Origin of the sequence: Frankia sp. EI5c (assembly GCF_001636565.1) — a bacterium.
Lineage (GTDB): Bacteria > Actinomycetota > Actinomycetes > Frankiales > Frankiaceae > Parafrankia.
In genome coordinates, this window is the sequence record NZ_LRTK01000068.1 from 1 (window position 1) to 25,300 (window position 25,300).

Genomic DNA, 25,300 nt, shown 5'->3' on the forward strand with positions numbered 1-25,300 from the left:
GTTCAGGTGAATGGGCGCGACCAGATCGCGGTGCGGGGTGTGATCTCCGAGTACATTCCCAACCCGACCTTCAGTGTCGTGGCGCGGCCGGGCGCCTGGGAGGACTACTTCAAGAACGGCAACCCGGAGGGGAAGTCGACCCGGGAGCTGATGGGCAAGCCGATCCGCTCACCCGAGGCGTTCTTCGCTCCTGAGCCCCGGCTCAAGCTGATGAACGAGCTCGGCATCGACCGGGCGATCATGTGGCCGACCCTGGCGAGCCTGCTGGAGGACCGGCTGCGGATGGACCCGAAGGCCACCCACGTGGTCGTGCACGCGCTGAACCAGTGGATGCACGAGCAGTGGACCTTCAACTACGAGAACCGCATCTTCGCGACTCCCGTGGTCACGCTGCCGATCGTCAGTGAGGCCATCAAGGAGCTCGAGTGGATCGTCGAGCGCGGCGCGAAGGTCATCCTGATCCGGCCGGCGCCGGTGCCCGGCTACGAGGGCTTCCGCTCGTTCGCGCTGCCGGAGTTCGACCCGTTCTGGGAGAAGGTCGTGGAGGCGGACATCACCGTCGGCCTGCACTCCTCCGATGACGGCCTGACCCGCTACTACAACATGTGGGAAGGCCGGCAGGACGGTGAGCACCTGCCGTTCGCCACGCCGACCGCCTTCATCGACATCATGCACAAGCAGCACCGGGGCATCTTCGACACGATCACCTCGCTGATCGGGCACGGGCTGCTCACCCGTTTCCCGACGCNGCGGATCCTGCCGGTCGAGAACGGCTCCGGCTGGGTGCGCCCCTTTGTCGAGGCCGCGGGCGAGTCGTACGCGAAGAGCCCCAAGCTCTACGACGAGGACCCGATCAAGGTGCTCAAGCGCAACGTCTGGATCCACCACTTCTTCGAGGAGAACCCGCGCGGTCTCATCGACGTCGTGGGTGTGGACCGGGTCGTCTTCGGCTCCGACTTCCCGCACGCCGAGGGCATGTCGGACCCGGTGTCCTACGTGGACGAGCTCGAGGGCCTGTCCAAGGNGGACATCGCCAAGGTGATGGGCGGCAACCTCGCCGAGGCGCTGAAGCTCCCCGCCACCGTCTGACCGGATCTTCTCCAGAAAGAACCTGCCGTCAGCGTGGACGACGTCGTCCGCGCTGACGGCAGGCTGCGTTTCCAAACGTGTTCGTCAGCCGTTGTTCGGCAGTGGTTGTTCGTTGGACGTGTCTGTCAGACGGGCTGGGGCGTGAGGACCACCTTGCCCCGGCCGTGCCCCGTCCCCACGTCACGGTGGGCATCCGCGGCCCGTTCCAGCGGGTAGGCGTGACGTAGCTGTACCCGCAGCCGTCCCCTGACGTACAGGTCGACCAGGGCCGCGAGCCGGGCCGCGGACCGCTGGCTGCGCAACCAGCGGACCCCCAGCTGCGCAGCCAGCTCGAACGCGACGATCGTCGCGATCCGGTCCCGATCCCCGACGAGTTCCACCGCGGCGCGCAGGCCGTCCGCGCCGGCCGCGTCCAGGCTCGCGTCGACGCCGCCGGGCGCGACCGCCCGGACCCGGTCCACCAGGCCGCTGCCATATGACACCGGAACAGCCCCCAGCGAGCGCAGATAGTCGTGGTTGGCCGGGCTCGCGGTGCCGATCACCGTCGCGCCGGCCAGCCGGGCGAGCTGCACCGCGACCGTGCCGACGGCACCGGCGGCGGCGTGGATGAGAACCGTGTCGCCGGCGGTGAGCCGGAGTACCTCGACCGCGGTGTGGGCGGTCTGCCCGGCACCGGACAGCCCACCGGCGATCTCCCAGGGCAACCCGGCGGGCCGCCGCACCACCTGGTCGGCCGGGACGACCACGTACTCGGCGTAGCACCCCAGCACGCGGAAGCCGAGGACCTCGTCCCCGACGGCGAAGCCGGTGACCCACGGGCCCAGTTCGTCGACGACGCCGGCGAACTCGTTGCCGGGAACCAGCGGGCTGGCGTCGACAGCCGGAGGCATCCGCCCCTCGCGGATCGCCAGGTCGACTGGCTGCACACCCGCGGCCCGCACCCGGACGCGGAGCTCGCCGGGAGCGGGCTCGGGCCGGCGCAGCTCCACCAGGCGAAGTGCCTCGGGTGGTCCGGGCGCGTAAAACGCGGCGGCTTTCATCTACACGGCTCCTCGGTTTCTGAGGTTTCTGACGGGCGTAGGCCGCGGGTGAGAGCGGGTCACGCCAGCCTGCGGGCTGAACCGGGGTTGAGGTCAAGAAGATGGCCGGGGTATCCGGCCCGTGCGGAAACTTGACCTCGACCGAGGTTCAGGTTCTAGGTTCCGGAGAGATCCCGCCGAACACGGCGCCCAGCGAACTCAAGGGGCGGAGTTTCATGTCCAGCGCACCCGTCAACCTGACCGTCATCGTCGGAAGCAACCGGTCCGGCCGGTTCGCGCCGGTTGTTTCCGAATGGTTCGTACGGCAGGCGGCCCAGCATGAGGGGGTCGCGGCCGAGGTCGTCGACCTCGGTGCGGTCAGCCTTCCGGCGCAGCTTGGCTCCCGGAGCGGGCCCGGCACCGAGGAACTGGCCGGAATCACCGGGAAGTTCGCCGCCGCCGACGCCTTCGTCGTCGTCACGCCCGAGTACAACCACAGTTATCCGGCCGTGTTGAAGACGGTCATCGACTGGCACCACGCCGAATGGAAGGCGAAGCCGGTCGGCTTTGTCTCCTACGGCGGCGTCTCCGGCGGGCTGCGGGCGGTGGAGCATCTGCGCCAGGTCTTCGCCGAACTGCACGCGGTCACCGTCCGCGACACCGTCAGCTTCCACGGCGCCTGGGCCCGGTTCGGCGAGGACGGATCGCCCACGGAGCCCGACGGCTGCAACGCGGCCGCCCGGACGATGCTCGACGAGCTGTGCTGGTGGTCGAATGCGCTCACCGCGGCCAGAAGGCACACCCCATACCGGTTCTGACCCCATACTGGTTCTGAAGGCGCCAGAACCCGGCGGGCCGGCGGGCCGAGCCCAATCCGGTCGCCGCTACCGAAGGCGGGAGCAGCGCGGCGACACGCGCCCCGGCGCGCTATCCGGTCACACCGCCGGGGCACGAAACCCGAGAACTACTCTCCGTGGTCGCTATCCATATTTCGTTGACCACGGGAGCCACGGGTGTTTCTACGCCGGACGCTCATGTCGCTGGCCGCCGGCGGACTTCTCCTCGCCGCGTCGGCACCGACCACCGCGAACGCTGCTCTGCCCCAGATCCAGCCCTTTGACCAGTGCTCGCGGGCAGATCTCAAAAACGACCCCAGGCTCGGCCCGGCCAAGCTCCCCGTCTTCGGCGAGGTAGCCCGGGAGCTCGCCGACTACGAGCGGACGGGGGAGCACTCGACCCGGCAGTTCCTCGGCACCTGGTGGGATCCGTCCGCCACCTTCTCGCCGTTCCCGGGGATTCCCGGGAACTGGGTATTCCCGCCGCAGAACGGATATTATGTCAATCCCGACGGAACTCCGGTGCGAGCGGTGACTACGTTGTTCCCGGGGCAGCAGATCGACCGCTTCGGCCTGCCCCGGGGAAGCTTCCTCGCCCCGCGGGGGACCGACTACGCCCAGCGTTCGCTCCCGCCGTCAAGCCNGGACGACACCGTCGACCCCGGTGGCTGCAACTATCACGTCTACGAGGTGGTGAAGGAGTTCCAGGTCTATTCCGGCGCGATCCGCCCGTGGNTCGACCAGCCGGGCGACGGTGAGCAGTACCAGCTCGTCTGCGCTCTCGTGCCGGGCTCGGGGACCTCGGATCTCTGCGACCTGTCGACGGGCAACCNGCGGACCCAGTACCTGCTTGACAACAACTACATCGTCGAGATCCCGGTCGGCGACCGGAAGATGTAGCGACCGTCGACCGGTGCGTCGCCCGCCGCCGCGGACAGGCAGGCAGGCGGGCAGGGGGGGAGGCGGGCAGGCGGGCAGGCGGGCAGGTGGGGAAGGCTTACCATCGACGTCCCGACGGGTCGGTTCCTAACGTCATGGCATGGAATCTCCTCCTGGACCGAAACCACCCGGCTCACCCGGCGACTGCCGTGCTCTCGCCGCCGTATGCGACGCCTACGCGAGTTCCCTGCAGGACGAGGTGCACGCGGCCGGGAAAGTGCACGGCCTGGTCGGATCGGAAATCTGGACGGGCCGGGCGGCGCGTTATGTGAACAACGCCGTGAGCGACTGGCAGGCGGTGGCCCGGCCCGCCGCGGAAGCGGTGCGGGGGCTCGCCACGCTGCTCCGGGGCGCCGCCGACGACCTGACCCGCGAGCAGGCGGACTGGCAGCGCCGGGTGGATCGCTATGACGCGGCCGTCCGCGACCTGTCCCGCTGGGGGCGCACATGACCGAGTACCTCCGGCTCGACCCGGCGNCGATGCGTCTGGTCGCCCAGGATCTCGACACGGCGACCGAGGTCGCCCGCCGGATGAGCGCGACGATCCCGACGCTCGCCGACGGCTACGACCTGCCGCCCGCGCTCGCTCGGCAGGTGCGGGCCGAGCTGGGCCGGATCGGAGCCGCCCTGGCCCGCGCGGCCGGCACCGTCCAGGGACTCGGGCGGGATGTGCGGGCCCGGGCGGTACTCGCCGAACTGGCGGACGCGGCCGGCCGGCCGGGGCAGCTGCCCGGAGGGCTGGCGGTGCGGCTGCGGCAGGTGGTGGAGAACTTCGAGTGCCCGCTGGACGACCCGGTGCGCAACCTGCTCCACGAATCGGCGGCGGCCGCGGCCGGCGGGGCGCAGGTCGGCGCGGGCCGCCTGCGGGAGGCACTCACCGACATCACCGACGGCGCGATCGCGAACAGCCTCCGGCAGCAGGCCAACCAGGATCTGGGCCAGTGCCAGCCCCCGGTCGAGCTGCCCGATCTGCCGCCACCCCCGCCGCCGCCCCCGCCGGCACCCGGATTCTTCGAGCGGGCCGCGAACGCGGTCGCCGACGCGGCGGATTCCGTCACCGACGCGGTGGAAGGTGCGCTGGAGGATCTGCCGTCGCCGGACGACCGGCCGGCCGGCGACGGACCCTTCCCGATTCCGGTGCCGGTTCCGCTGCCCGTGCCGGTTCCCTAGAACGTCGCTCCGCAACGTCGCTCCTCGGATGGGTGGCCGGCTTTCCCGACCACCCGTCCGAGGAGCTTTCGCGTGCCAGGGCCCTTCGCGTGCTAGGGCCAGATGTAGCCGAGCACGAAGTTGTTGCTCGTGTATCCGCGGGCCGCGTATTCGGAGTACGGGCCGGAGGGATTGACCGCCCAGACCCACGAACTGTCCGGTCGGTCGAACATGGCGTCCACCTGGGCCGCCCCGGCCGGACCCTGTGCGTAGGCGTAGAAGGCGACACCGTCGTTGACCCAGGCCGGCGCGGTCGAGGCGACATTCGTCATGGAGAAGTAGTAGGTGGTGCCGGGCCCGCAGGCGTTGTCGCATCGGTACCGGTACACGGCCGTGGTACCGCCGCCCGGTGTGGAGGCGGGGAAGACGTTGCCGAGGGCCCGGTTGAAGGTGTAGCCCGGCACGCTCGCGTCGGTGCTCAGCAGGTAGTACGGCTCACCGCTGCGTTTGTGCAGGTAGAGCGGCACCAGTGGCGCGTCCTCGTAGACGTACCCGACGGCGGTGCCCGGTGCCACCGCGGACCCGGCAGCCACGCTCTGCGCATGGACCACGTTCGGCTGGGAGGTGACCTCGTCCGAGGTGGGGGCGGGCGCCAGCCCGAGGTTGCTGAGCTGCGCCGCCGCATCCGCCGGGCTCAGGCCGATCAGGTTGGGCACGGTGACCTGCACACCCCCGTAGTACTGGAGCGTGATCGGGTCGTTCGGCCCCGCTCCCGTGCCTGCCTCCGGGGCCTGGCCGATCACGCTGCCCGCGGCCTGCCCCGCCGGGGCCAGGCCGGCGTCGGTCGGGGTGCAGGCGGTGAAGCCGAGGGCGGAGAGCTGGGTACAGGCATCCGGGTAGGGGATACCCGCGACCGAGGGAACCGTGATCTTGTCCGGGAAGGCGATGGTGACGGCGGCCCCGGAGTCGATCCGCTCGCCGGAGCTCGGTGACTGCCGGGTCACCGTGTTGAGCCCCGCCGCGGTGGTGGCGAGTCCCTCGACGACCTGCGTGCAGGTCAGGCCGAGGCCGACCAGCTCGGCGCACGCAGCGGTGGCGGTCTTCCCGACGAGGTCCGGCACCTGCGCCCGGTCCCGGTAGCGGACCTCGACGATGTAGCGCTCCTGGACCTCCGTGCCGGGCGTCGGATCGGTGGCGACGACGGACCCGACCGGACCACCGCCCACCTGACCGGACGCGACCGGGCGGCATTCCAGCCGGGCGGCACGCAGCGTCGCGCAGGCTCGGGCCTGGTCCTGGCCGCGGACGTCCGGCACGGCCACCATCGGCACGGTCGGCGTGCTCGGCGTGCTCGCCTGGGGATCCCCCGGCAGGATTCCGCCCAGTAGCCCGCCGCCGGGCGGTGGTGGGTCGGTCGACGGTGGGTTGCGGGTCGACGGTGGGTTGCTGGTGGACGGTGGGTTGCTGGTGGACGGTGGGTTGCTGGTCGACGGTGGGTTGCCGGTGGACGGCACGGGCGGACGGGTCCGCTCCGGAACGGCACCCGACGTGGCCGGTGCTGATGAGGCAGGCGCCGGCGGAGCGGTCGGCCCGGTGGTGGGGCCGGTGGTNGGCGCCNCGTCCTCGTCATTGCCGGGGCCGGCGAGCCCGGGGCCGGCACCCTTGTCGATCGTCGAGCTGGTGCCGTCAGCGGCGACCACGGTCGCCCGGACGGCGTACTGGTCGTTGATCCACAGTCGGTCCCCGTCGACTGTCAGGGCGACGTCCCCGGAGCCGTCGGCGGGGACCCGGATCCGGCCCGGTGCCGTCGCTGCCGGCGAGGTGGCGTCGTAGCTCAGGACCTGCCGGTTCGCGTGGTCCGGGACGTACACCCGGCCATGCATCTCCAGCGGCGAGCCGTACCGGGGCTCCGTGCCGGTGCCGGTGCCGGTGCCGGCGTCCAGGCTGACGGCCTCGCCGACGGTCTCGCGATCGATGTCGATCCGGATCATCCGTCGTTCCGGTGAGATGACGAGCCACGCCGTGTCGGCGGTGGCGCTCGGCGCGGAGAGCTGGAGGGCCGTGCCGGTCGGCAGCTGGACCGGGATCGTGTTCGTCCCGCCGTCCGGCCGCACGACCAGGACCTCGCCNGCGTCGCCGCGTACGACAACCGGCCGGTCGTGCAGCAGGGTGAGCAGGAGCCTGCTGTCCCGGCCGACGTTCACCGTGGAGACGAGGTCGGCACCGCGCACCTCGGCGAGGCGTCCGTCCGCGAGCAGGACCCAGGCGGTGCCGGTGGAGTCCACCGCCTGCCCGACGATCTTCCCGTTCAGCGCGACCGGGCGGAGCGGGCCCTGCGCGGGGTTGAGCTCGGCTACCGAGCTCTCGCCCGGGCTGGGCTCGGACGTGAGATAGGCACTTTCGCCGCCGGCCACAAGCGCGGGTGTCGTGCCCGTCGGTGCCGTGCCCGCGGGCGTCGCACCGTCCGTGGCCGGGCTGTTCGGGGTCGGGCTGTTCGGGGTCGCGCCGGCGACGGGGGCGGCGGTCATCAGGGAGGTGTCCACCTGTGACAGCGCGCCGGTGTCCTTGTTGAGCACGTAGAGCCGCCCGCCCGCCTGAACGGTCTCCAGCCGCTCCCGCCCGGCCGCGAGTGTTCCCTGCACCCGCGCGTCGGCCTCGCCGGTGAGCCCGTTGACGTGGGCGACGCTGTGGCCGCTCGGCAGGTAGGTGCTCGCGTCCCCGAGCACGGCCTGCGACACGCGGTACCCGGTACCGGTAGACACGCCGACCACGGTCAGCAGCAGCACCGCCGTGAGGGCCAGGCGGGTGCGCACCCGACCCCCGTGGCGTGCCAGCAGCCGGCGAACGGTTCGCGGAATTCCGCTGGCCTCGGCGGGGGNGATGGTTCGAGATCGGGGGCTCACGGATCTCCTCTCGGCGCTGGCCGCGATGATATGGAGACAAACCGCTGCGGCAGAACGGGAAGGGGTTCCCACCGGATGTCCGGTCAGGTGGATTTCGATGGTCACGCGTTCCCACTGGTCGAGGAGCAGCGGTTCACCTTCGGTCGTTCCGGTGAGTGCACGGCGCGGCTGGCGGTGGATGACTCGGCGATCTCCCGCGTCGCCGGGTCCGTCTACCACGACGGCGGTACCTGGTGGCTGTCCAACGACAGCGGCACCCGCCTCTTCGCCGTCGTCGACGAGTTCGGTTTCCGAAGCGTCGTCCCGCCCGGCCGCCGGGTCGCCGTCGAGGAACCGGTGCGCGTCGTCCTCGACGGCACCGACCGCGTCTACACCCTGCGGGTGAGTGTTCCCGGGGCGGTACGGCCACCGGACGATCCGCGTACGGATGAGGCCGCGGCCGCCATGGTGGGTGGCACCCTGACAGCCGCGGGCGAGAACGTCATGATCAATGGCGCGGACCGGCTCGCCCTGGTGGCGCTGTTCGCGGGTTACCTGGAGGATCCGCCGCGGCATGATCCGTATCCGCGCAGCTATGCCGCCGCGGCCGCCNGGCTCAACGTGCCGCGCAGCACGGTGGTGAAGCGGATCGAGCACCTCCGAACCCGGCTGACGAACGCCGGCGTGCCGAACCTGACCGGGTGGAACGCGCTCACCAACCTGGCCGAGTACGCCATCACCACCNGCATCATCACGAAGGAGGACCTGCGGCTGCTGCGGCGCTGAGCACCCGGCGCCGTCAATGGGGAGGGTTTCCGATTCCCCTCGGTCAGCACTCTGCCTAACGTCGGCGACGACCCGCGGATCGTCTGCGGAGTGCGACTTTCGGAGGTGTCGGATGGCCGTCATCGGTGCCGAGATCGGCGATCTCAACGGGCTGAACACCAGCCTCAAGCGGCAGAGCGGTGTGGTTGACACGCTGCTGTCGGAGCTGACGACGCAGGTGCAGAACGCCCACTGGAAGGGCGGCGCCGCGGACCGTTTCCGGGCCTCCTGGGAGACGGAGTACCGGCCGGCGCTGCGCAGTCTCTCGGCCGCGCTGACCGCCGCCGCCGACGAGGTCCGCCGGCGCGCCGAGGCGCTGACGGCCGCGGGCTCCTGACCGCGGCGAACAGGGATCTCCTTCACCGGGTGCGGCACCGTGGACCTCGACCTTGACCTCGACCTCGTCGACCGCGACGGATCGCGACGGGTCATCTCCGTCATGATCAGCCCGGAAACCCGGGTCGGCGACGTCCGCCGCGCGCTGCTCGCGTTCCAGGCGGCCGGGAACGTCCCGCGGCGGCTGGCCGGCACCGCCGCCGAGGACGCCTTCGATCGGTCGGCCGGTCAGGCGCTGTTCCTCGGTGACACGCCCCTGGACGACGATCTCACCTGCGGAGCGGCCGGGTTGACCTCCGGCGCGACTGTCGCGCTGGGCGAACCGGCACCGGCTCCGGCTCCGGCTCCGGCACCGGCACCGGGCACGGCGAGGGTCGGAGGCCGGTGGGAACTGGCTGTCGTCGGTGGGTTGGCGGCCGGCGGCAGCACGGTGTTGCCGCGGGCCGGCACGGTCCGCGTCGGGCGCGGCCCGGGCAACGACATCGTGCTCCACGACCCCGAGGTGAGTCGGGAGCATGCAGTTCTGACGCTCACGTCAGCGGAGCCGGACGGGGTGGAACTCGCCGACGCGGGCTCGCGCAACGGGGTCGCCTGGGCGGGCTACCGGCTGGACGGCTCCGCAACCCTGCGCGAAGCGGACGTCTTCCAGGTCGGGGAGACGGCGCTCGAACTGCGCAAGCCGGTACCGGCCGCCGGGATCCTCGTGCCCGACCCGCGCGCGCCCGGGTATGTCGTCAACCGTCCGCCGCGCATTCCCGAGGTCGCCGCCCAGCCCGCCTTCGACGTCCCTCCGGCCCCGGCGGAGCCGCCGTCCCACCGGTTCCCGCTCGTGTCGGTGGTACTGCCGCTGCTGGTGGCCGCGGGCCTGTTCGCGCTGATGCCGGGCGCCCGCTACTACCTCGTCTTCATGGTGCTGTCGCCGATGATGCTGGTGGCGAACGCCNGGAGCGACCGGCGCGGTAACCGCGCCGAGCACCGTCGTCGGCTGGCCGAACACCGCGGCCGGCTCGCCGACCTGGCAGCCGAGCTCACGGTGTACGCCGAGGCCGAGGAGCGCCGTCTGCGGGCGGCCTTCCCGGACCCGGCCACCCTGCTGGCGACCGCGCGGGCGCCCGGCGGCCGCCTGTGGGAGCGCCGCCCCGACGATGACGACTTCCTGTTGTTGCGCTGCGGGCTGGCGGACCGCGCGCCGGACGCACCGGCCACCCACACCGACGTCGCCTCGGTAGCCGTCCCGGGCGCGGCGGTCGAGGTTCCGACGCGCCGGCTCGTGCCGATCGCGGTCGACCTCCGGGAGGTGGGTGTTCTCGGCCTGGCCGGTTCGCGACCGGCGGTGCTGGCCCTCACCCGGGCCCTGCTGGTCCAGCTCGCCGTCCTGCACGAACCGGACGCGGTCGGGCTGGTGCTGCTCACGGACGACCCGGACGCCGGCCGGGACTGGGAGTGGACGACCTGGCTCGGGCATCTGCGGCCCCCCGCGACGGCCGCCGGGGCCGCGACGGCCGCCGGGGCCCCCTGGCGGCTGGTGGGTGCCGACGTGAGCCAGGCGGAGGCGCGGCTGGCGGAGCTCCGCCAGCTCATCGCCGATCGCCGCGCCACCGCCGGATCCCTCCCGCGGCCGGCGGACGCCGCCCGGCCCGCCGAGCGGGTGTACATCGTCCTGCTCGACGGCGCGCGGCGGCAGCGCGCCCTGCGTGGCCTCACCGACGTCCTCCGGGACGGGCCCGCGGTCGGTGTCTACGGGCTGTGCCTCGACACCGAGGAGGAGAGTCTGCCCGCCGAGTGCCGCGCCACGCTGACCGCCCGCGGGCCGGCCGGGAGCCGGCTGCGGGTGAGACGCCCCACCGCCGCGCAGGTCGACGACGTCCTCGCCGACGGGATGCCGCTGGAGCTCGCCGAACGGGTGGCCCGCGCGCTGCGGCCGCTGCGGCTGCTCGGCGCCGGCGGGCCGGGCTCCGAGCTGCCCGGATCACTGCGGTACGTCGAGCTCGCCGGTCTTACGGGTCTCACCGGCCCCGCCGGTCCCGCCGGTCCCGCCGAGCCGCCCTCGGCGACGGCTCCCGTGCCCTGGGCGGCCGGGGAGGGGGCCGGGGCCGCCGGGCCGTCGACCAGGATGCTGCTCGGGGCCGGCGTCGACGGGCCGCTGCACGCCGACCTGCGTCGCGACGGGCCGCACGCGCTCGTCGCCGGTACCAGCGGGGCGGGCAAGTCCGAGCTGCTCCAGACGATGGTCGCCTCGCTCGCCCTGGCCAATCCGCCNGCGGCGATGACGTTCCTGCTCGTGGACTACAAGGGCGGCAGCGCGTTCGCCGCCGCCGCCGCGCTCCCGCACTGCGTCGGCCTCGTCACCGACCTGGACGGCCACCATGCGGGCCGGGTGCTGGAGTCGCTGGGCGCCGAGCTGCGCCGCCGGGAGCGGCTGCTCGCCGCCGCGGGCGCCAGGGACGTCGACGAGCTGTGGGCGGCGGGCGACCCGGGCCTGCCGCGGCTCGTCATCGTCGTCGACGAGTTCGCTACTCTCGTCGAGGACGTGCCGGACTTCGTCCCGGGCCTGGTGGGTATCGGCATGCGGGGCCGCAGCCTGGGGATCCATCTGATCCTCGCCACCCAGCGGCCGGCCGGTGTCGTCACCCCGGAGCTGCGGGCGAATCTGAACCTCAGGATCTGCCTGCGGGTCACCAGCCAGGCGGACAGCACCGACGTCATCGACGTCCCGGATGCCGCGCGCATCTCCAGCGGCACCCCCGGCCGTGCCTACCTGCGGACCGGGCACCGCGAGCTGACGGCCTTCCAGACCGCGCGGGTCGGCGGGCCGCGGCCGACCACCACCACCGCCGCCGCGGAACCGCCACGGGTCATTCCCCGAGTGTTCACCGCGGCCGGGGATGCGCCCCGGCCGCCGCGGCCGGAGGCCTCGTCGGGGGAGACGGATCTCGACGTGCTCATCCGCGAGCTCAGGGCGGCGGCGTGCCGCGCCGGCGCCGCGGAACCGCGCCGCCCCTGGCTGCCGCCGCTGCCCGACCTGCTGACCAGAGCGGATCTCGCGGATCTCGCGGATCGCGCGGATCGCGCGGAGCTCGCGGCGGCGCTCCTTGCCGCGGACGGCGAGGCAGCCGCGCCGGTGCGGGTGGTCCTGGGCCTGGCCGACCGGCCGTCGGAACAGGAGCAGGTCCCGTTCGCCCTCGATCTCGAACGGGTCGGCTCCCTCGCGATCACCGGCACCGTCCGCAGCGGCCGCTCGACGGCGCTGCGCACGCTGGCCACCGGCCTCGTCGCGGCCGCGAGCCCAGGTGACGTGCATCTTTACGCGATCGACTGCGGTAACGGCGGCCTGCGCGGCCTGACCGCCCTCCCGCACACCGGTGCGGTCGTCGACGGCACCGACCTGCCCCGGCTCGATCGGCTGTTCGCGTTCCTCGACCGGGAGATCAGCCGCCGGCAGAACCAGCTCGCCGCGGCCGGCCTGGGCTCGCTGGCCGAGCAGCGAGCCGCCGCCGCCCCGGCGGACCGGCCGCCGTACCTGGTGGTGCTCCTCGACCAGTTCGAGGCGTTCCACGCCCGTTACAACGAGATCGACGGCGGCCGACTCGTCGAGGCCGTCGAGCGCCTGCTGCGCCATGGCCCGTCGGCGGGCGTGCTCGTCGCGCTCAGCACGGACCGCTCCGGGTTCAGCTACCGCCTGAGCGGGCTGGTGGAGGCCAGGCTGGTCCTGCGCCAGGCCGACCACGAGGACTACGCCGTGTACGGACTCGACCGCCGGTCCGTGCCGCGGACGATGCCGGCCGGGCGCGCGGTCTGGGTGGCCACCGGCGAGCAGATACAGCTCGTCCGCTCCGATCCGCCGGCGGTTCGGTCCGCCGCCGCCGACGCCGCCACCCGCTGGCGGGGCCTGCCCGCGGATCGCCGCCCGAGGCGCCTCGACCCGCTGCCGGAACGGGTCTCGCTGTCCGAGGTGGCCGGATCACCGGCCGCCCTAGCCACGTCAACGGCTACCGACGCGACTGCCGCCGACGCCGCGGCGGCGGCTGTCTGCACGCCGGTCGTCGGCGGGGACCAGGTGGTTCCGATCGATGTCGATCTGGCCGCGCTGGGTGGCTGCTTCGTGGTGGCCGGCCCCGCCCGGTCGGGCCGCAGCGGCGCGCTCGTTTCGATCATCCGGACACTGCGCGGCCGGGCGGGCGGCACGCTGCCCGTCGTCGCGCTCGCGCCGCGGCCGTCCCCGCTGCGCGGCCTGGCCTCGCTGCCCGGCGTCATCCAGGTCTGCCGGAACCTGAAGGATCTCGCCGGGCACCTCGACGAGGCCGAACGGTCCGGGCGGCGGATCGCGGTGATCGTGGACGACGCCGAGCTGATCGACGACCTCGGCGCCGGGGAACCGCTCGAACGGTTCCTGCGCACGGTCCGCGACAGCGGCTCGGTCCTGGTGACGGCGGGAACAACTGACGACCTGAACGCGAACCGCTACCGGGGATGGATCGCCGCCACCCGGCGCTCCCGGTCCGGGCTGCTGCTCTGCCCGGGTTCCCAGGCCGACGGTGAGGTCTTCGACCTGCGGCTGCCCCGGTCGATGGTCGGGACGTGGCCCGTCGGCCGCGCGCTGCTGGTGGCGCGCGGCAGCCACGAGCTCGTCCAGGTGCTGGACTCCACCGGGACGCCGGTGACCGGGTCATCATGACGTCGTCATTGTCCGGCGCCACCTTGTCGCCCTCCGCCGCCGCCGCGCTACCTTTTCGTTCCGAAGGCGTCGTTTTCCGTCATGTCGGTACCGAGAATCGTGGCCGCGCCTGGCCCGGGACGTCTGGATCGACGCGTGAACAGGGGGACGCCTCGACTGTGAGTGCACCGGGACCGACCGAACTGCCCNGGTACCGGGTCGGGGAGGTCCTCGCCGCGGGCCGGCTGGGCCCCGTGATCGCCGCCACCCGCGTCGCCGACGGCCTCGCGGTGGCCGCGCACCTGGTCGGTCAGCTCGACCAGCCCGTCCTGGCGCGGGTGCTGGAGCAGGCGGAGGACCTCCTGGCCGCGCCGTCCCACCCCCACCTCTGGCCGCTGTTGGCGGCGGGACTCGCCGGTGACGGGAGCTGCTTCCTCGTCAGCGGGCGAGCGACGGGGTCCCTCGGCGACCGGCTGCGGGCCGAGGGCCCGCTGGCTGCCGCGACTGTCCTGAGCGCGGTGACCGGCTGCGCGTCCGCGCTGGACGCCCTGCACTCCGAGGGGCTGCTGCACGGCAACATCACGCCGGGGAACCTTCTCCGCGGGCCGGCGGAGGCGGCGGGCGTCGCACTGGCGCACCCGCTGCTGCCGGCGCTTTCCCCGGACGGACCAGGCCCCAACGTCGGCTACCGGCCGCCGGAGGTGCTCAGCGGTGCCGACTGGACGGTCGCCTCCGACGTGTACGCGCTGGCCGCGACGGTCTTCACCCTCCTGTCCGGCCGGGTGCCGTACGCGGACGGCGGACCCGACGCCGGGCCCGGGTTCGGGGAGCGCCTGGCGCGGCGCGCGCTGGCGGGCCCCGTTCCCGACCTGACGGGGGACGACGTGCCGGCCGCCGTCCGGGACGTCCTGCGCGCGGCGATGTCGCCGCAGCCGCGTCGGCGCCCGGCAACGGCCGGCGAGTTCGCGGGACTGCTGGTCCGCGCGTACGAGCAGATCGAGACCCGGCCGCCGACCGCGCCGCTGCCGGTGGTCGCGCCCCCGGCCGACGGGCAGGCGCTCGGCAGCAACTACCTGCTTGAGGCCAGGATCGGCCGCGGGGCCACCGGTCAGGTGTGGCGGGGTCGGCGTCGGGACACCGGCGCCGCCGTCGCGGTGAAGGTGCTGCGCTCCGATCTGGCGGACCAGCCGGAGACCGTCGTCCGGTTCCTGCGCGAGCGCACCACGCTGACCAGGGTGCGCCACCCCAATGTCGTGCGGGTCCATGACCTCGTCGCCGAGGGCGAGACGCTCGCGATCATCATGGAGCTGGTCGACGGCACCGATCTGCGCGGGATGCTGATCACCGACCGGCCGTCCCGCGCGGACGCGGTGTCGCTGCTCGCGCAGGTGGCCGCGGGCCTTGCCGCCGTGCACGACGCCGGCATCGTGCACCGTGACGTCAAACCGGAGAACGTGCTCGTCGAACGGCGGGACGGCCGCCCGGTCGCGCGGCTGACGGATTTCGGGATCGCGCGCGCGGCCGGCGACCCGGCGCTCACCCGGTCCTCCCACCTGCTGGGGACGGCGGCCTACCTGGCGCCCGAGCTGGTGACGGGACGTCCGGCGNCCCCCGCCGTGGACGTGTACTCGTTCGGAGTCATGGCCTACGAGCTGCTCGCCGGCCGGCGGCCGTTCGAGTACGGCAACGAGCTCGCCCTCCTGCGCGCCCAGGTGGAACAGATCCCGGCCCGGCCCGCGGGCCTGCCCCCATCCCTGTGGGCGACCGTCGAGGCCTGCCTGCACAAGACACCGGAACTCCGCCCCGCCGCGGAGCCGCTGGCCCGCGCGTTGGAGCGCGAGCTGGCATCACCTGGAAGATCCAGCCAGGGGGCCGAAGACCAGGGCGCCGAAGAACTGTTGGAACTGGTCTCGGGCGGCACCGGTGTCTCCGGCGGCACCGGTGTCTCCGGCGGCAGCCGCGTCCCGTCGCGGGCGGCGGGGGACGGGACGCTCCTGACCGCGGACGCGGCTGTTCCCGTCCCGGAGCGTCCCCGGCCGCCGGCACCGCCCGCGTCCCGCCGGCGCTGGCGGCTGCCGGTGGCCGTGCTGCTCGCGGTGATCGTGGGCACGGGGGCCGGGGTGGGACTCGCGCTGCGGGGACGTGCGCCGGCGACGCCCGCGCCGGCGGCGGCCCGCCCGGTTCTCCTGCCCGTCGCATTCACCGCCGACCTTTCGGGGCCGGGGGCCGCCGAGATCTCCTTCGCCGGCACCCCGGCGATGCCCGGCCTCGTCCAGTAGGTCGTCTACGTCGACGGGAGCGGGACCGGTCTTCCCCTGGCGCCGGGGCAGACGTCCCGGCGCATCGAACCCGGCCCGGGCGAGCACTGTTTCACCGCCGTCGCAGTGGTCCTGACCACCCGGCCGGCGACCCCGGCCACCGCGGCCGGGCGGCGCTGCCTGGTCTTCGGCGAGAACTGACGCGAGAACTGACCGCCCGGTGCCCCGCATTCNTCTCACGAGGGAAAGATGACCTACATTCCCCAGCCGGAAGCCNCCGCCTACCCGTCGCTCGGCCACAACGGCGGTCCGAACCACCCGAGCGACGACGGGGCGAGCTTCAGATACGTCCACGACGCTGTCGTCGCCAATGTCGAAAAGGTGCTGCGTGGCAAGACGGACGTGGTCCGGATGGCCGTCGCGTGCCTGTTCGCCGGTGGTCATCTGCTGGTCGAGGACGCCCCCGGAGTCGGCAAGACGTCGCTCGCCAAGGCACTCGCCGTCTCGATCGGCGGCACGTGGCAGCGCGTGCAGTTCACCCCCGACCTGCTTCCCTCGGACATCACCGGGATCTCGATGTGGCGCGCCGAGGCGGGCCGTTTCGAGTTCCGTCCCGGCGCCGTCTTCGCCAACGTCGTCATCGGCGACGAAATCAACCGGGCGTCCCCGAAGACGCAGTCGGCGCTGCTGGAGGTGATGGAGGAAAGGCAGGTCACGGTCGACGCCGAAACGCATCGGGTGCCGCTGCCGTTCATGGTCCTCGCCACCCAGAACCCCATTGACATGGAAGGTACCTACCGCCTTCCCGAGGCGCAGCTCGACCGTTTCCTCATGCGCCTTTCGGTGGGCTACCCGGACCTCGCCACCGAGATGGAGATCCTCACCGGCGGCGATTCCGCCGCGAGCGCGGCCCAGCTGGCGGCGGTCACCTCGCCCCAGACGGTGAGCCAGATGATCGCGATGGTCCGGCAGTCGCACACCTCGCCCTCCGTCGTGCAGTACGTCGCCACCCTGGCCGCGGCGACGCGGACGCGGCCCGAGCTTCGGCTGGGCGTCAGCCCGCGGGGCAGCCTCGGCTGGCTGCGGGCCGCCCAGGCACTCGCCTACGGCCAGGGCCGCCCCTATGTCGTGCCCGACGACGTCAAGGCCGTCGCCCGGCCGGTACTGGCCCACCGCCTGCTGCTCACCCCGGACGCCGACGTGCGCGGAACGCGGGTGGTCGACGTCCTGGACGAGGTGCTGGCCAGCGTGCCGGCACCGACCAGGACCCAGGCGAGCTAGCCCGTGCCAGCCACGACGGTCACCCCGGTCGGGCGGGGTCTCATCGCGGCGACGATCGCGACGGGGGCACTCGGGGTCGCGGCGGGGTATCCGATGCTCGTCGGTCTGGCTGTGACCTGGAGCATCCTGTTGATTCTCGCCGCCGCGACCGTGCTGGTGCGGCCGCGCCTGGCGGTCACCCGGACGGTGCACTCCGACCGGATGACGGTCGGTGACGTGACACTCGGCCAGCTCGTCGCCCACAACAGCTCCCGCTGGCCGGCGCCGCGCCTGGTGGCCGTCGACCGGATTCAGGGGAGGCCGGTGGAGCTGGCGATCCCGCCGCTGCCGCCGGGGGACCGGCGCACCGTTCGCTACCCCGTCCCCGGCACCCGGCGCGGCCCGCTGGTGCTCGGCCCGGTCACCATCGAACGGCGCGACCCGCTCGGCATCTTCCGCCGGTCCCGGCTGGTGGCGGGGGAGCTGACCGTCTGGGTCCGGCCCCGGGTGCATCCCGTGCGGCACCCGCCGGCCGGCGTCGTCCTCGACCTCGAAGGACCGGTCCGCGCGTCCGCCACCGCCGGAACCGCGGCGTTCTCCGCGCTGCGGGACTACGCCCTGGGCGACGACCCGCGCCACATCCACTGGAAGCAGAGCGCACGCACCGGAAGGCTGATGGTCAAGGAACATGTGGACGCGGACGAGCCCACCGTGACAGTCGTGCTCGACGCCCGCGGGGCCGTGTTCGACGAGGCGGGTTTCGAGGAGGCGGTCGAGGTCGCCGCGTCGTTCGCCCTCGGCGGCCTGGCCGGTCCGGCGTCCCGGGGGCGACCGGCGGCGCNGCGGATCGTCGGGGAGGACGCGGCCCGCACCCGGACCTCGGTTCGGACCTCGGTTCAGGCCCCGGGTCCCGTCTCGGGCGACCAACTGGACCGCCTCGCCGCGGCCGAACCAGCCGAGGAGACGACCTCCGCCGCGCTGCTGCGCATGGTGGAGCGGATCGAGCCCGGCGGCTGCGTCGTCGTGGTGACCGGCGACGGCGGGGTCGCGGCCTCGATGCTGTCCCGGCCCGATCGGCACGCGCTGGTCGTCGTCGCCGAGCTGCACACCGGCCTCGACGGCGCCACCGCCGTGCCCCGGACCTCCACGCCCCGGCCGGGCGCGGTCGTGCTCCGCGGCGAGACCGCCGTCGACATCGTCGCGGCCTGGCGCCGGCTGGGCGCCCCGTGACCGCCGTCGTCGAACCAGGCGCGGGCCGGGAGGGCCGGCAGGACGTGCCGCTCGCGTTGGTGCTGTCGGGTGCGCTCTCGCTGCTGGCGGGCCTGGCTTTCGCTCCGGTGTTCGGCGGCTACCAGCCGACCGGCGGGCTCGGACGGTTCGAGCTCGGGCTTCTCGGCGCGGTCGCGGTGCCGGTCACGCTCAGCGGGCTGCTCGCCGGCCGCACCCGGCTCACCGGCGGGAACCGGTGTGCCATCGCGGGCGCCGGCCTGACCGGTTACGCGGCCCTGCTGGCCGCTCCGGGCCGGGCGGTCCTCGACGGACCCCGCAGGCTGCTCACCACAGGTCTGCCGGTGCGCGCGGACGGACCGGAGCTCGCGGCCGTCATCCTGGCTGTCGGCGCCGCCGCCCTGCTCAGCGCCGAGCTTGCACTGCGTGGCCGAAACGGCCTGTCACCCGTGCTGCCCCCACTGGTCTGCGCCGGCGTCGCGCTGGCGGTCGGTGCCTCCGCGGCGCCGCCGGCCGGCTGGCTCGGACCCGCCTTCGCGCTGGTCGCCGCGACGAGGCTTGCGACCTGGCGCCGGGCGACGGATGGCACGCCGACCGCCCCGGAACCCGCATCCCGGCTGGCCGGTGGGCCTCGGCTGGCCGGTGGGCCTCGGCTGGCCGGTGGGCCTCGGCTGGCCGGTCAGCGCGGCCCTGACCAGGGCTGGCCGGCTCGGTTCCGCGGTGCCGCGGCCACCGCGACGGCCGCCGCCGTGGCCGGTGCGCTGGGTCTGCTGCTCGCGCCGTTCGTGCCCTTCGCCCCGGCCGGGCCGGGCGGCGACCCTCGCTTCGACGCGCAGTCCCTCGTCTCCCAGCCGGTGGCGCCACGTTCCAGCGTCAGTCCGCTGGTCGAGTTCCCGGCCCTGGCGACCGGGAAGCGGCCGGGCCCGAACCTGACCGTGCGCACCGCCACCCCGGTGGACCGGCTACGGGCTGTCACCCTCACCGACTTCGACGGCGTCTACTGGACGACGTCCGCCGCCTACCTGCGAGCCGACCAGCGGCTCGGGTCGCGACCCGGCCGGGCGCCGGGGCGGGAGGTGGAGATCAACGTGACCGTCGGGAACCCGGAGGCGCTGACCTGGCTGCCGTCCGCTGGACGTCCGCTGCGGTTGTCTGTCGGTGGCCTGGGGGTGAACAGGTCGACGGGCGATGTCGTCGTGCCCGCCGACCGGGCCGTGCCCACCGGCTACTCCCTGGTCGGCGTGGTTTCCGACCNCGATGTCAGCCGGCTGCGCGTCGATGCGCCGACCCCCGCGTCGGACGAGCCCGGCTANGCCGTCCCAGCGCCCGTCCGCGCCGCCGCCACCCAGGCCGCGGCGCGTGAACGCACTCCGTACGACCGGGTGCGGGCAGTCTGGAACCTGTTCCGCGGCAGCGGGACGTACCAGTACGACGACAGCGTGGACGCGCCGAGAGGCCACGGCCTCTACCAGGTGAGCCGGCTGCTCGCCGGCCACCGCGGCACCGCCGAGCAGTTCGCCAGCGCCTTCGCGGTGATGATCCGCTCGCTCGGCTACCAGGCCCGAGTCGTGTCGGGCTATCTGATGCCGGAGTACGACCGCCAGCTGGGCGGCTACCGTGTCGACGGCGGCAACGCGCATGTCTGGGCGGAGGTGCTGTTCGACGAGTCAGGCTGGGTGCAGTTCGACCCGTCGCCCCTGGACAACCGGGTCGGAACGCCGCCGGAGGCCACCCGCGGGCGACCGCTGCCCGCCCCCGACCCGGCGGACGATCCACACACCAGGGCGGGTGCTCCCGAAGTGGTCCCGGGTCGACCGGTGGACGCGGCACCCGGGGCCGCCGACAGCACCGCCGGGCGCAGCCGGGCGACCCCGCCCGGCGGCCCGCCGCTCGCCCTCCTCGCCCTGCTCGCCGTCCTCGGCGCCGCGTTGCTCGCGGTCGGGGCGGTGCCGGGCGCCAAGCTGGTTCGGAGCGTGCGCCGGCAGCGGCGGGCCGACATCCCGTCCCGCATCGAGGGTGCCCGTCAGGAGCTGGTCGACAGCCTGACGGACCATGGCCTACCGCTCCTGCCCGGCCACACCGGCCAGGAAATCGCCGCCCTGGTGACCCGGCACACCTCCCCGCGGCTCACCGGACCGGTCGGCGAGCTGCTGGCCGTGCACGAGACCGTGACCTTCTCGCCCTGGGCGCCCGCGCCGGAGCAGTCCGACCGGGCCTGGCTCCTGCTGGCCCGGGTGCGGCGGGAGCTACGGGCGACCACACCACGGCTGAGAAGGGCCCGCGCCCGGTTCTCGCTCGCCTCGTTCCGGCGCCGGCCGGCCTGAGCTCCGACCCTGGCTCCGCGGCCGGCTGGCTCCGCGGCGGTCTGGCCGCTTGGCCGAAATGGGTGTGGTGGGCACCGGATCCCCCGAACTGGTGCCCACCACACTTTCCGCACGCTTGCCCCCCCGTGCAGGCGCACGCCCAGGCTGTGGGTGTGGTGGACGCCGGCCCCCCGACCGGGCGCCCTACCCCCCCGTCACCCACTTGCCGTCACTGAGTCTGCCGGTCTGGCCCGGCACCGTCACGACCCAATACCGCCGCCGGATCGTCCCCTGTCCAGGGGTCCGGGACCCCCAGGAGATCCCTCGTCCCGGGCCGGGTCAAGCCCGTATTCACCCCGGCGGAAACCCCCGGGAATCGTCCACCCTGCTCGGACAGGCGGGACGAAGCGTAGCGGGCCCCACCACTGGAAGCCGCGGGCTCGACGGAGGCGCTGTCGGGTGCTTAGCGGACGGCGCGGGCGAGGTGCGGCGGGTTCACGGCGGGTGCGTTCGGTGATCTGACGATGATGGTCAGCGTTCCGGGCGCGGGCGCGGCAGTGCCGATCCCGCGCCTGAAGGGCTGTTCGTGTCTCCCACCGAGACGTCTTGACAACCACGGCGACATAGGCGCCGCAACCCCTGCGAGTGAAGGACACACAAAGCCCTTCAGTCGCTGTCGGCGAATCCTCGCGGACCCACGCCGCACGGGTGGGTGACGGCTGTTTCGGGGCCTGCCGGCGCTCTGAAAGCCCAGGTAGCCCCGTTACCGCGGTGTCCCGCGGGGCGCCGGCGACCCCGTGACCGCACCGCGGCGGGATCATCACCGGCCAAGGCACCCGCAGACGGGATCGTGGATGTCGAACAGGTGGGACGGTGGGGTCCGGTGCCGGGCCGGCGCCATCATCGGTCGGCCGCCCGGCCGGCCCAGCCGACGGGATATCCCCTCTGATCAGACACCAGCGTCACCCGGGGACACGCGGCCGCGACCGCGAGAATCGCGACGAAACCGAGGTACCGCCCGCCGACGATCCCGCGTCCCGAGGAGCATCCGCCGACGGTAGCGAACACCGGGTGGCCGTGAGGTGGAGCCAGAAACAAGCCGCGGCCACCGCCGATTCATCCGTTGTTCTCGCGAACTACGGAGAATCGCGCGGTGGCCGCGGTGACCGGCGGGTCAGGATTCAGAGCGAGTGATCAGAGCGAGTAATCAGAACGGGCAGGTCTGCCGGTACTCCTGGACCTCCCCGAAGGTGCTGGCGGCCGGGCCCGGGCAGAGGAACTGGCTGTAACGGGTGTCGTTGTCCACCCACCGCTTGGCCCAGGAAATCATCAGTTTCGCGACCAGGCTGTTCGAGGTCTGCGGGAAGAAGTGGCTCGCGTTGTTGAGTTCGAGCAGGGCCTTCTCGCCGCCGAGCGAGTTGTAGNACGGCGTCGAGTGGGAGCTCATGGGAGCGACGGNGTCGGACTCACCGCCGATGATCAGTGTCGGTACGCCGACCTCGTTCCAGGTCTTGTCCGAGTTCCACGGTGCCAGCGGCAGAACGGCCTNCAGGGATGGCCGGTCGGACGCGGCTTCCAGCGATCCGCCGCCGCCCATGGAATGGCCGCCCACGGCGAGCCGGGTGGGGTCGATCCGGCTGGCCGCCGGGCTGCTCTGCACTGCCCAGTCGAGAGCGGCGAGCAGCTGGTCGCCCCGGGAATCCGGGTAGTCGTACCTGCTGTTCGTCTCGATGCCGACGACCACGAACCCGAACGAGGCCAGCCGCGGGCCGAGCCAGGAGATGCTGGACCAGCCGGCGGTGTACCCGGGCGAGAGCGCGATCGCGCCGTAGGNGCCCTGGTTGGTGGCGGTCGGGTAGTAGAGAGTGCCACCGCCGAAGCCGGAGACGAACGGCGAGATGTTGGAGGTCGTCACCGCGAACGGGCCGGTGGTCGCGGTGACGCTCGACTCCGTCGGGTTGGGTCCCTTGGCGTAGGGGTTGTCCGCCGCCTGGGCGGGTGCGGCGGCCACGATGCCGGCGCATAAAGCCGCGGTCAAGGATCCCGCGAGCGCCATTTGAACCCGTCTGCGGGCACNTCCCAGCAGTTTTCCGCCACGCATGGCGAACCCCTTTCACGTAGGGCTGATCGACATCAGCCCTGTCCTTTGGATGCCGCCGATGTGTGCGGCACCGGAGTGATGTTCTGGCGAGGAGAATTGCGCTGGCCGGCTACTTTCACGTGCAATGAAGGGCACGGCGCAGGTGATGCGGAAGGCCGGTTATGGCAGGGTCGCCAACCGGCTCGACAAAGGGCGCGAGACGGCACTTGCTCAAGTCGGTACAACTATCTCGCATACGGGTAGCCGGAATTTTGGCACGGCGAACCTGTGAGCGAACGGNNGGNCAGCGAGAAGGTGGTGGCCACGGTCAAAGGGGTCAAGCCCGACCTGTGACAGATCACCTAAGCGCTTGCTTAGTTTGGTCAGCATGACCGACGGTGTGAGCTACGTCAACAGTCTTCTTGGATTACCTGAGAAAGCGCTGGTCAGTGTCCGGGCGTGCGAATCGAGGTGACTCTTATCGCCGCGTCCTGGCCNCCAATAGCCCGGTGACGGAACAGCTGGGGCCGACATCCTCGCCCGCACGGCGCCGCCCGCCCGGCTGGCGCACCGGCTCGCCCTCNCCCGCTGAAATCGCCGCCGCCGGTCGGGGCTGTCCCGGGACGTCAACGGGACGTTCGCCGCCAGCGAAGGTATCGCGCGTCGCGATCAGGCATGGTGATAGCGGCCGACCGGCGATCACGATCTGTAGTAGGGGTGATGCCCGCGAACCCGATGCGATGCCTCCCGCTGTCGTCAACGGTGCCAGCCTCGCCTACCTGACCTGCCNGAAGATCGCCGACTCGTGGTACGAGTTCCGGGTGCACTCCTTCGGCCCCGACGCCACCACCCTCGCCGAGGACGTCGCCGACCAGGTCCGCGTCTGGGAACGCGACCACCGCGACGGCCCCGATCCGCGCGTCACCGCCCATCCCGTCGGAACGCCGGACCACAACCTGCCACCAGGCCGGACCCTCGACCGAGCTCACACCCGCATCACCATCACCTGGCCCCGGCCAGCCGACCCGGACGCCACTTACCACGACTCCCGGCCGGCGCCGAGCTAGAGCTCGCCAGGCCTGGCCAGGGTGTTGCGCCCTGGCCAGGCCGGCGCGCTAGGCGACCGTGGTCGGGGCGGGTCCGGTTGCGGCGAGGTGACGGGCGAAGAAGCGCTCGTCACCGTCCATCTCGAACCTGGGCAGATCCAGGTGGCGGCCGGAGTTGGCGCGCAGCGTCTTCTCGGGGGAGGCGAGGGCGTCGAACAACGCGAGACCGGCCGCGCGGGGCGCGATCTCGTCGTCCCACTGGAGCAGGAACTGCACCGGGACGGTGATGCGGGTCGCGGCATCGGTGAGGGTGTCGTAGCCGACGAGACCGAACACGGCGGCGGTGATCCGCGGTTCGGCTGCGACGAACGGCATACCGATCATGCTGCCCAGGGACACGCCCCAGTAGCCGACGGGTCCGGCCGCCCCGACCTCGTCGAGGTTCTGGAGGGCGTCCAGGGTGGCCTGCCACTCGGGAACAGCCTGGGTGGCGCGGGCGGCGTTGTCCTGGGCGATCAGCGCGCCGACGGGTTCGCCCGCCGCCATCTTCCGCCGCAGTTGCGCGAAGACCTCTTCGTCGTGTGCGGTCTGTGGTCGGTCGCCGTGGCCGGGCGCGTCGATCGCCGCCACCGCGAAACCGAAACCCGCCACGTAGCGGTGGGCGCGGGCCAGCACCCCCGGGGCGTTCTTGTGCTGGCCGCCGCCGTGGCCGAGCAGCATCAGGGGTCGGGGGCCGGTGGCATCGGCCGGGGACCAGAGCACGCCGGGGATGCCGTCAACGGTNAACGGACGTTCCGAGACACCGTTCGCGGTCGTCTGGGAGGTGAAACGCATAAGTGTGTTGCCTTTCGGGATGCCTGTGGGCGCTCCCGACGGCCACCTATGCGAGGAGAGCCGTCCCGCAGCGAGAGGGGAGCACCCAGCCGGATACAGCGGTAATGGGTCTCACCTCCTCAGGCCGTTCGCGGACGCGATGACGCTACCAGACATGGCGTGGCGCGCCACGCGGCGCGGCGCGTGGCGTGGCGCGCGGCGCCGAACGGGTTCCTGACCCGGTGGGCCGATCTACCCACCGGGTCAGGGCGGCATGCCGGGTCGACACACGAGGTGGTCTTCCTGCTGCCGGAATGGTTGACCGGTGGTGGGCCAAGAGACCGGGATATCGCCGCCTGCGCCGATTGTCTGGGTGAGTTGTCCGGCGACAGTCTCGGTGATCTGACGATGGTGGTCGGCGTTTCGGGTGCGGGCGCGGGAGTGGCGATCCCACGCCTGAAGGGCTCCTTGTGTCTCCTGCCGAGACGTCTTGACGACCACGGTGACGCAGGGGCCGCAACCCCCGCGGGCGAAGGACACCCAGAGCTCTTCAGTCGCTGTCGGCGCATCCTCGCGGACACGCG

16 protein-coding genes and 12 pseudogenes are annotated in these 25,300 nt (G+C 72.9%); 21 read left to right on the plus strand and 7 right to left on the minus strand.

The features are described from left to right. From UG55_RS21510 to UG55_RS45615, 3 genes and pseudogenes are all read left to right on the plus strand, one after another. Positions 1 to 748 (plus strand): amidohydrolase family protein (locus tag UG55_RS21510; protein ID WP_242424905.1); only part of this gene is annotated, 748 nt, incomplete at both ends. 1 nt (position 749) lies between these two features. Next, positions 750 to 1,024, plus strand: a pseudogene (locus UG55_RS41125) (amidohydrolase); the annotation flags it as partial. A 1-nt stretch (position 1,025) separates the two neighbouring features. Beyond that, a pseudogene (locus UG55_RS45615) lies at positions 1,026 to 1,089 on the plus strand (hypothetical protein); the annotation flags it as partial. A gap of 125 nt (positions 1,090 to 1,214) precedes the next feature. Here UG55_RS45615 and UG55_RS21515 read toward each other — a convergent pair. Beyond that, positions 1,215 to 2,129, minus strand: coding sequence for an NADP-dependent oxidoreductase (locus UG55_RS21515; protein WP_066072288.1), 915 nt, complete (start codon positions 2,127 to 2,129; stop codon positions 1,215 to 1,217). A 215-nt stretch (positions 2,130 to 2,344) separates the two neighbouring features. On the opposite strand from UG55_RS21515, the gene UG55_RS21520 reads away from it, so the two are divergent. From UG55_RS21520 to UG55_RS21530, 6 genes and pseudogenes are all read left to right on the plus strand, one after another. Then, positions 2,345 to 2,926 carry an NADPH-dependent FMN reductase gene (locus UG55_RS21520; protein WP_066072291.1) on the plus strand — a complete coding sequence of 194 codons (582 nt, stop codon included), beginning with the start codon at positions 2,345 to 2,347 and terminating at the stop codon, positions 2,924 to 2,926. Between the two features lie 216 nt (positions 2,927 to 3,142). Then, the coding region (locus UG55_RS41130) for a glycohydrolase toxin TNT-related protein (protein ID WP_242424907.1) at positions 3,143 to 3,587 on the plus strand (445 nt) is incomplete at its 3' end. A gap of 1 nt (position 3,588) precedes the next feature. Continuing rightward, positions 3,589 to 3,679: pseudogene (locus UG55_RS41135) on the plus strand (hypothetical protein); the annotation flags it as partial. A 1-nt stretch (position 3,680) separates the two neighbouring features. Then, positions 3,681 to 3,776: pseudogene (locus tag UG55_RS41140) on the plus strand (hypothetical protein); the annotation flags it as partial. Position 3,777: 1 nt separating this feature from the next. Further along, a pseudogene (locus tag UG55_RS45620) lies at positions 3,778 to 3,844 on the plus strand (hypothetical protein); the annotation flags it as partial. A gap of 139 nt (positions 3,845 to 3,983) precedes the next feature. Beyond that, positions 3,984 to 4,334, plus strand: a complete 351-nt coding sequence (locus UG55_RS21530; protein ID WP_128423117.1) for a hypothetical protein — start codon at positions 3,984 to 3,986, stop codon at positions 4,332 to 4,334. Between the two features lie 811 nt (positions 4,335 to 5,145). On the opposite strand, the gene UG55_RS30180 is transcribed toward UG55_RS21530, so the two are convergent. After that, a partial coding sequence (locus UG55_RS30180; RefSeq protein ID WP_206779398.1) for a PASTA domain-containing protein occupies positions 5,146 to 6,642 on the minus strand: 1,497 nt, incomplete at its 5' end. Between the two features lie 1,380 nt (positions 6,643 to 8,022). On the opposite strand from UG55_RS30180, the gene UG55_RS21545 reads away from it, so the two are divergent. From UG55_RS21545 to UG55_RS47785, 7 genes and pseudogenes are all read left to right on the plus strand, one after another. Further along, a partial coding sequence (locus UG55_RS21545) for an FHA domain-containing protein (RefSeq protein ID WP_206779399.1) occupies positions 8,023 to 8,526 on the plus strand: 504 nt, incomplete at its 3' end. Positions 8,527 to 8,812: 286 nt separating this feature from the next. After that, the gene (locus UG55_RS21550) at positions 8,813 to 9,076 is read left to right on the plus strand and encodes a WXG100 family type VII secretion target (RefSeq protein ID WP_066072309.1); all 264 of its coding nucleotides are present in this window, start codon (positions 8,813 to 8,815) and stop codon (positions 9,074 to 9,076) included. 39 nt (positions 9,077 to 9,115) lie between these two features. Then, positions 9,116 to 10,018, plus strand: a 903-nt coding sequence (locus UG55_RS30185) for an FHA domain-containing protein (protein ID WP_206779400.1), incomplete at its 3' end; no start/stop codon positions are given. Positions 10,019 to 11,188: 1,170 nt separating this feature from the next. Beyond that, the coding region (locus UG55_RS47770; protein ID WP_396230966.1) for an FtsK/SpoIIIE domain-containing protein at positions 11,189 to 11,334 on the plus strand (146 nt) is incomplete at its 3' end. Position 11,335: 1 nt separating this feature from the next. Next, positions 11,336 to 13,750: pseudogene (locus UG55_RS47775) on the plus strand (FtsK/SpoIIIE domain-containing protein); the annotation flags it as partial. A 189-nt stretch (positions 13,751 to 13,939) separates the two neighbouring features. Further along, positions 13,940 to 15,336: pseudogene (locus UG55_RS47780) on the plus strand (protein kinase); the annotation flags it as partial. Position 15,337: 1 nt separating this feature from the next. Continuing rightward, positions 15,338 to 16,008 (plus strand): annotated as a pseudogene (locus tag UG55_RS47785) (protein kinase); the annotation flags it as partial. 5 nt (positions 16,009 to 16,013) lie between these two features. Here UG55_RS47785 and UG55_RS30205 read toward each other — a convergent pair. Then, on the minus strand, positions 16,014 to 16,220 hold a 207-nt coding region (locus UG55_RS30205; protein ID WP_206779401.1), incomplete at its 5' end, for a hypothetical protein. Between the two features lie 148 nt (positions 16,221 to 16,368). Between UG55_RS30205 and UG55_RS21565 the strand changes: the two genes are divergently transcribed. The 4 genes and pseudogenes from UG55_RS21565 to UG55_RS47800 form a co-directional block, all read left to right on the plus strand. Beyond that, the gene (locus UG55_RS21565; RefSeq protein WP_066072330.1) at positions 16,369 to 17,268 is read left to right on the plus strand and encodes a MoxR family ATPase; all 900 of its coding nucleotides are present in this window, start codon (positions 16,369 to 16,371) and stop codon (positions 17,266 to 17,268) included. Between the two features lie 201 nt (positions 17,269 to 17,469). Beyond that, positions 17,470 to 18,088 (plus strand): DUF58 domain-containing protein (locus UG55_RS47790; protein WP_396230967.1); only part of this gene is annotated, 619 nt, incomplete at its 3' end. A gap of 496 nt (positions 18,089 to 18,584) precedes the next feature. Next, positions 18,585 to 19,728, plus strand: a 1,144-nt coding sequence (locus UG55_RS47795) for a transglutaminaseTgpA domain-containing protein (protein WP_396230968.1), incomplete at its 3' end; no start/stop codon positions are given. Positions 19,729 to 19,787: 59 nt separating this feature from the next. After that, positions 19,788 to 20,798, plus strand: a pseudogene (locus UG55_RS47800) (transglutaminase-like domain-containing protein); the annotation flags it as partial. 1,186 nt (positions 20,799 to 21,984) lie between these two features. On the opposite strand, the pseudogene UG55_RS47805 reads toward UG55_RS47800, so the two are convergent. From UG55_RS47805 to UG55_RS21590, 4 genes and pseudogenes are all read right to left on the minus strand, one after another. Beyond that, a pseudogene (locus UG55_RS47805) lies at positions 21,985 to 22,201 on the minus strand (alpha/beta hydrolase); the annotation flags it as partial. 35 nt (positions 22,202 to 22,236) lie between these two features. Further along, positions 22,237 to 22,325, minus strand: a pseudogene (locus tag UG55_RS47810) (alpha/beta hydrolase); the annotation flags it as partial. A gap of 1 nt (position 22,326) precedes the next feature. Then, a pseudogene (locus UG55_RS47815) lies at positions 22,327 to 22,610 on the minus strand (alpha/beta hydrolase); the annotation flags it as partial. 1,362 nt (positions 22,611 to 23,972) lie between these two features. Next, positions 23,973 to 24,686, minus strand: a 714-nt coding sequence (locus UG55_RS21590; protein WP_242424906.1) for a dienelactone hydrolase family protein, incomplete at its 5' end; no start/stop codon positions are given. 210 nt (positions 24,687 to 24,896) lie between these two features. On the opposite strand from UG55_RS21590, the gene UG55_RS30215 reads away from it, so the two are divergent. After that, positions 24,897 to 25,300 (plus strand): hypothetical protein (locus tag UG55_RS30215; RefSeq protein ID WP_206779402.1); only part of this gene is annotated, 404 nt, incomplete at its 3' end.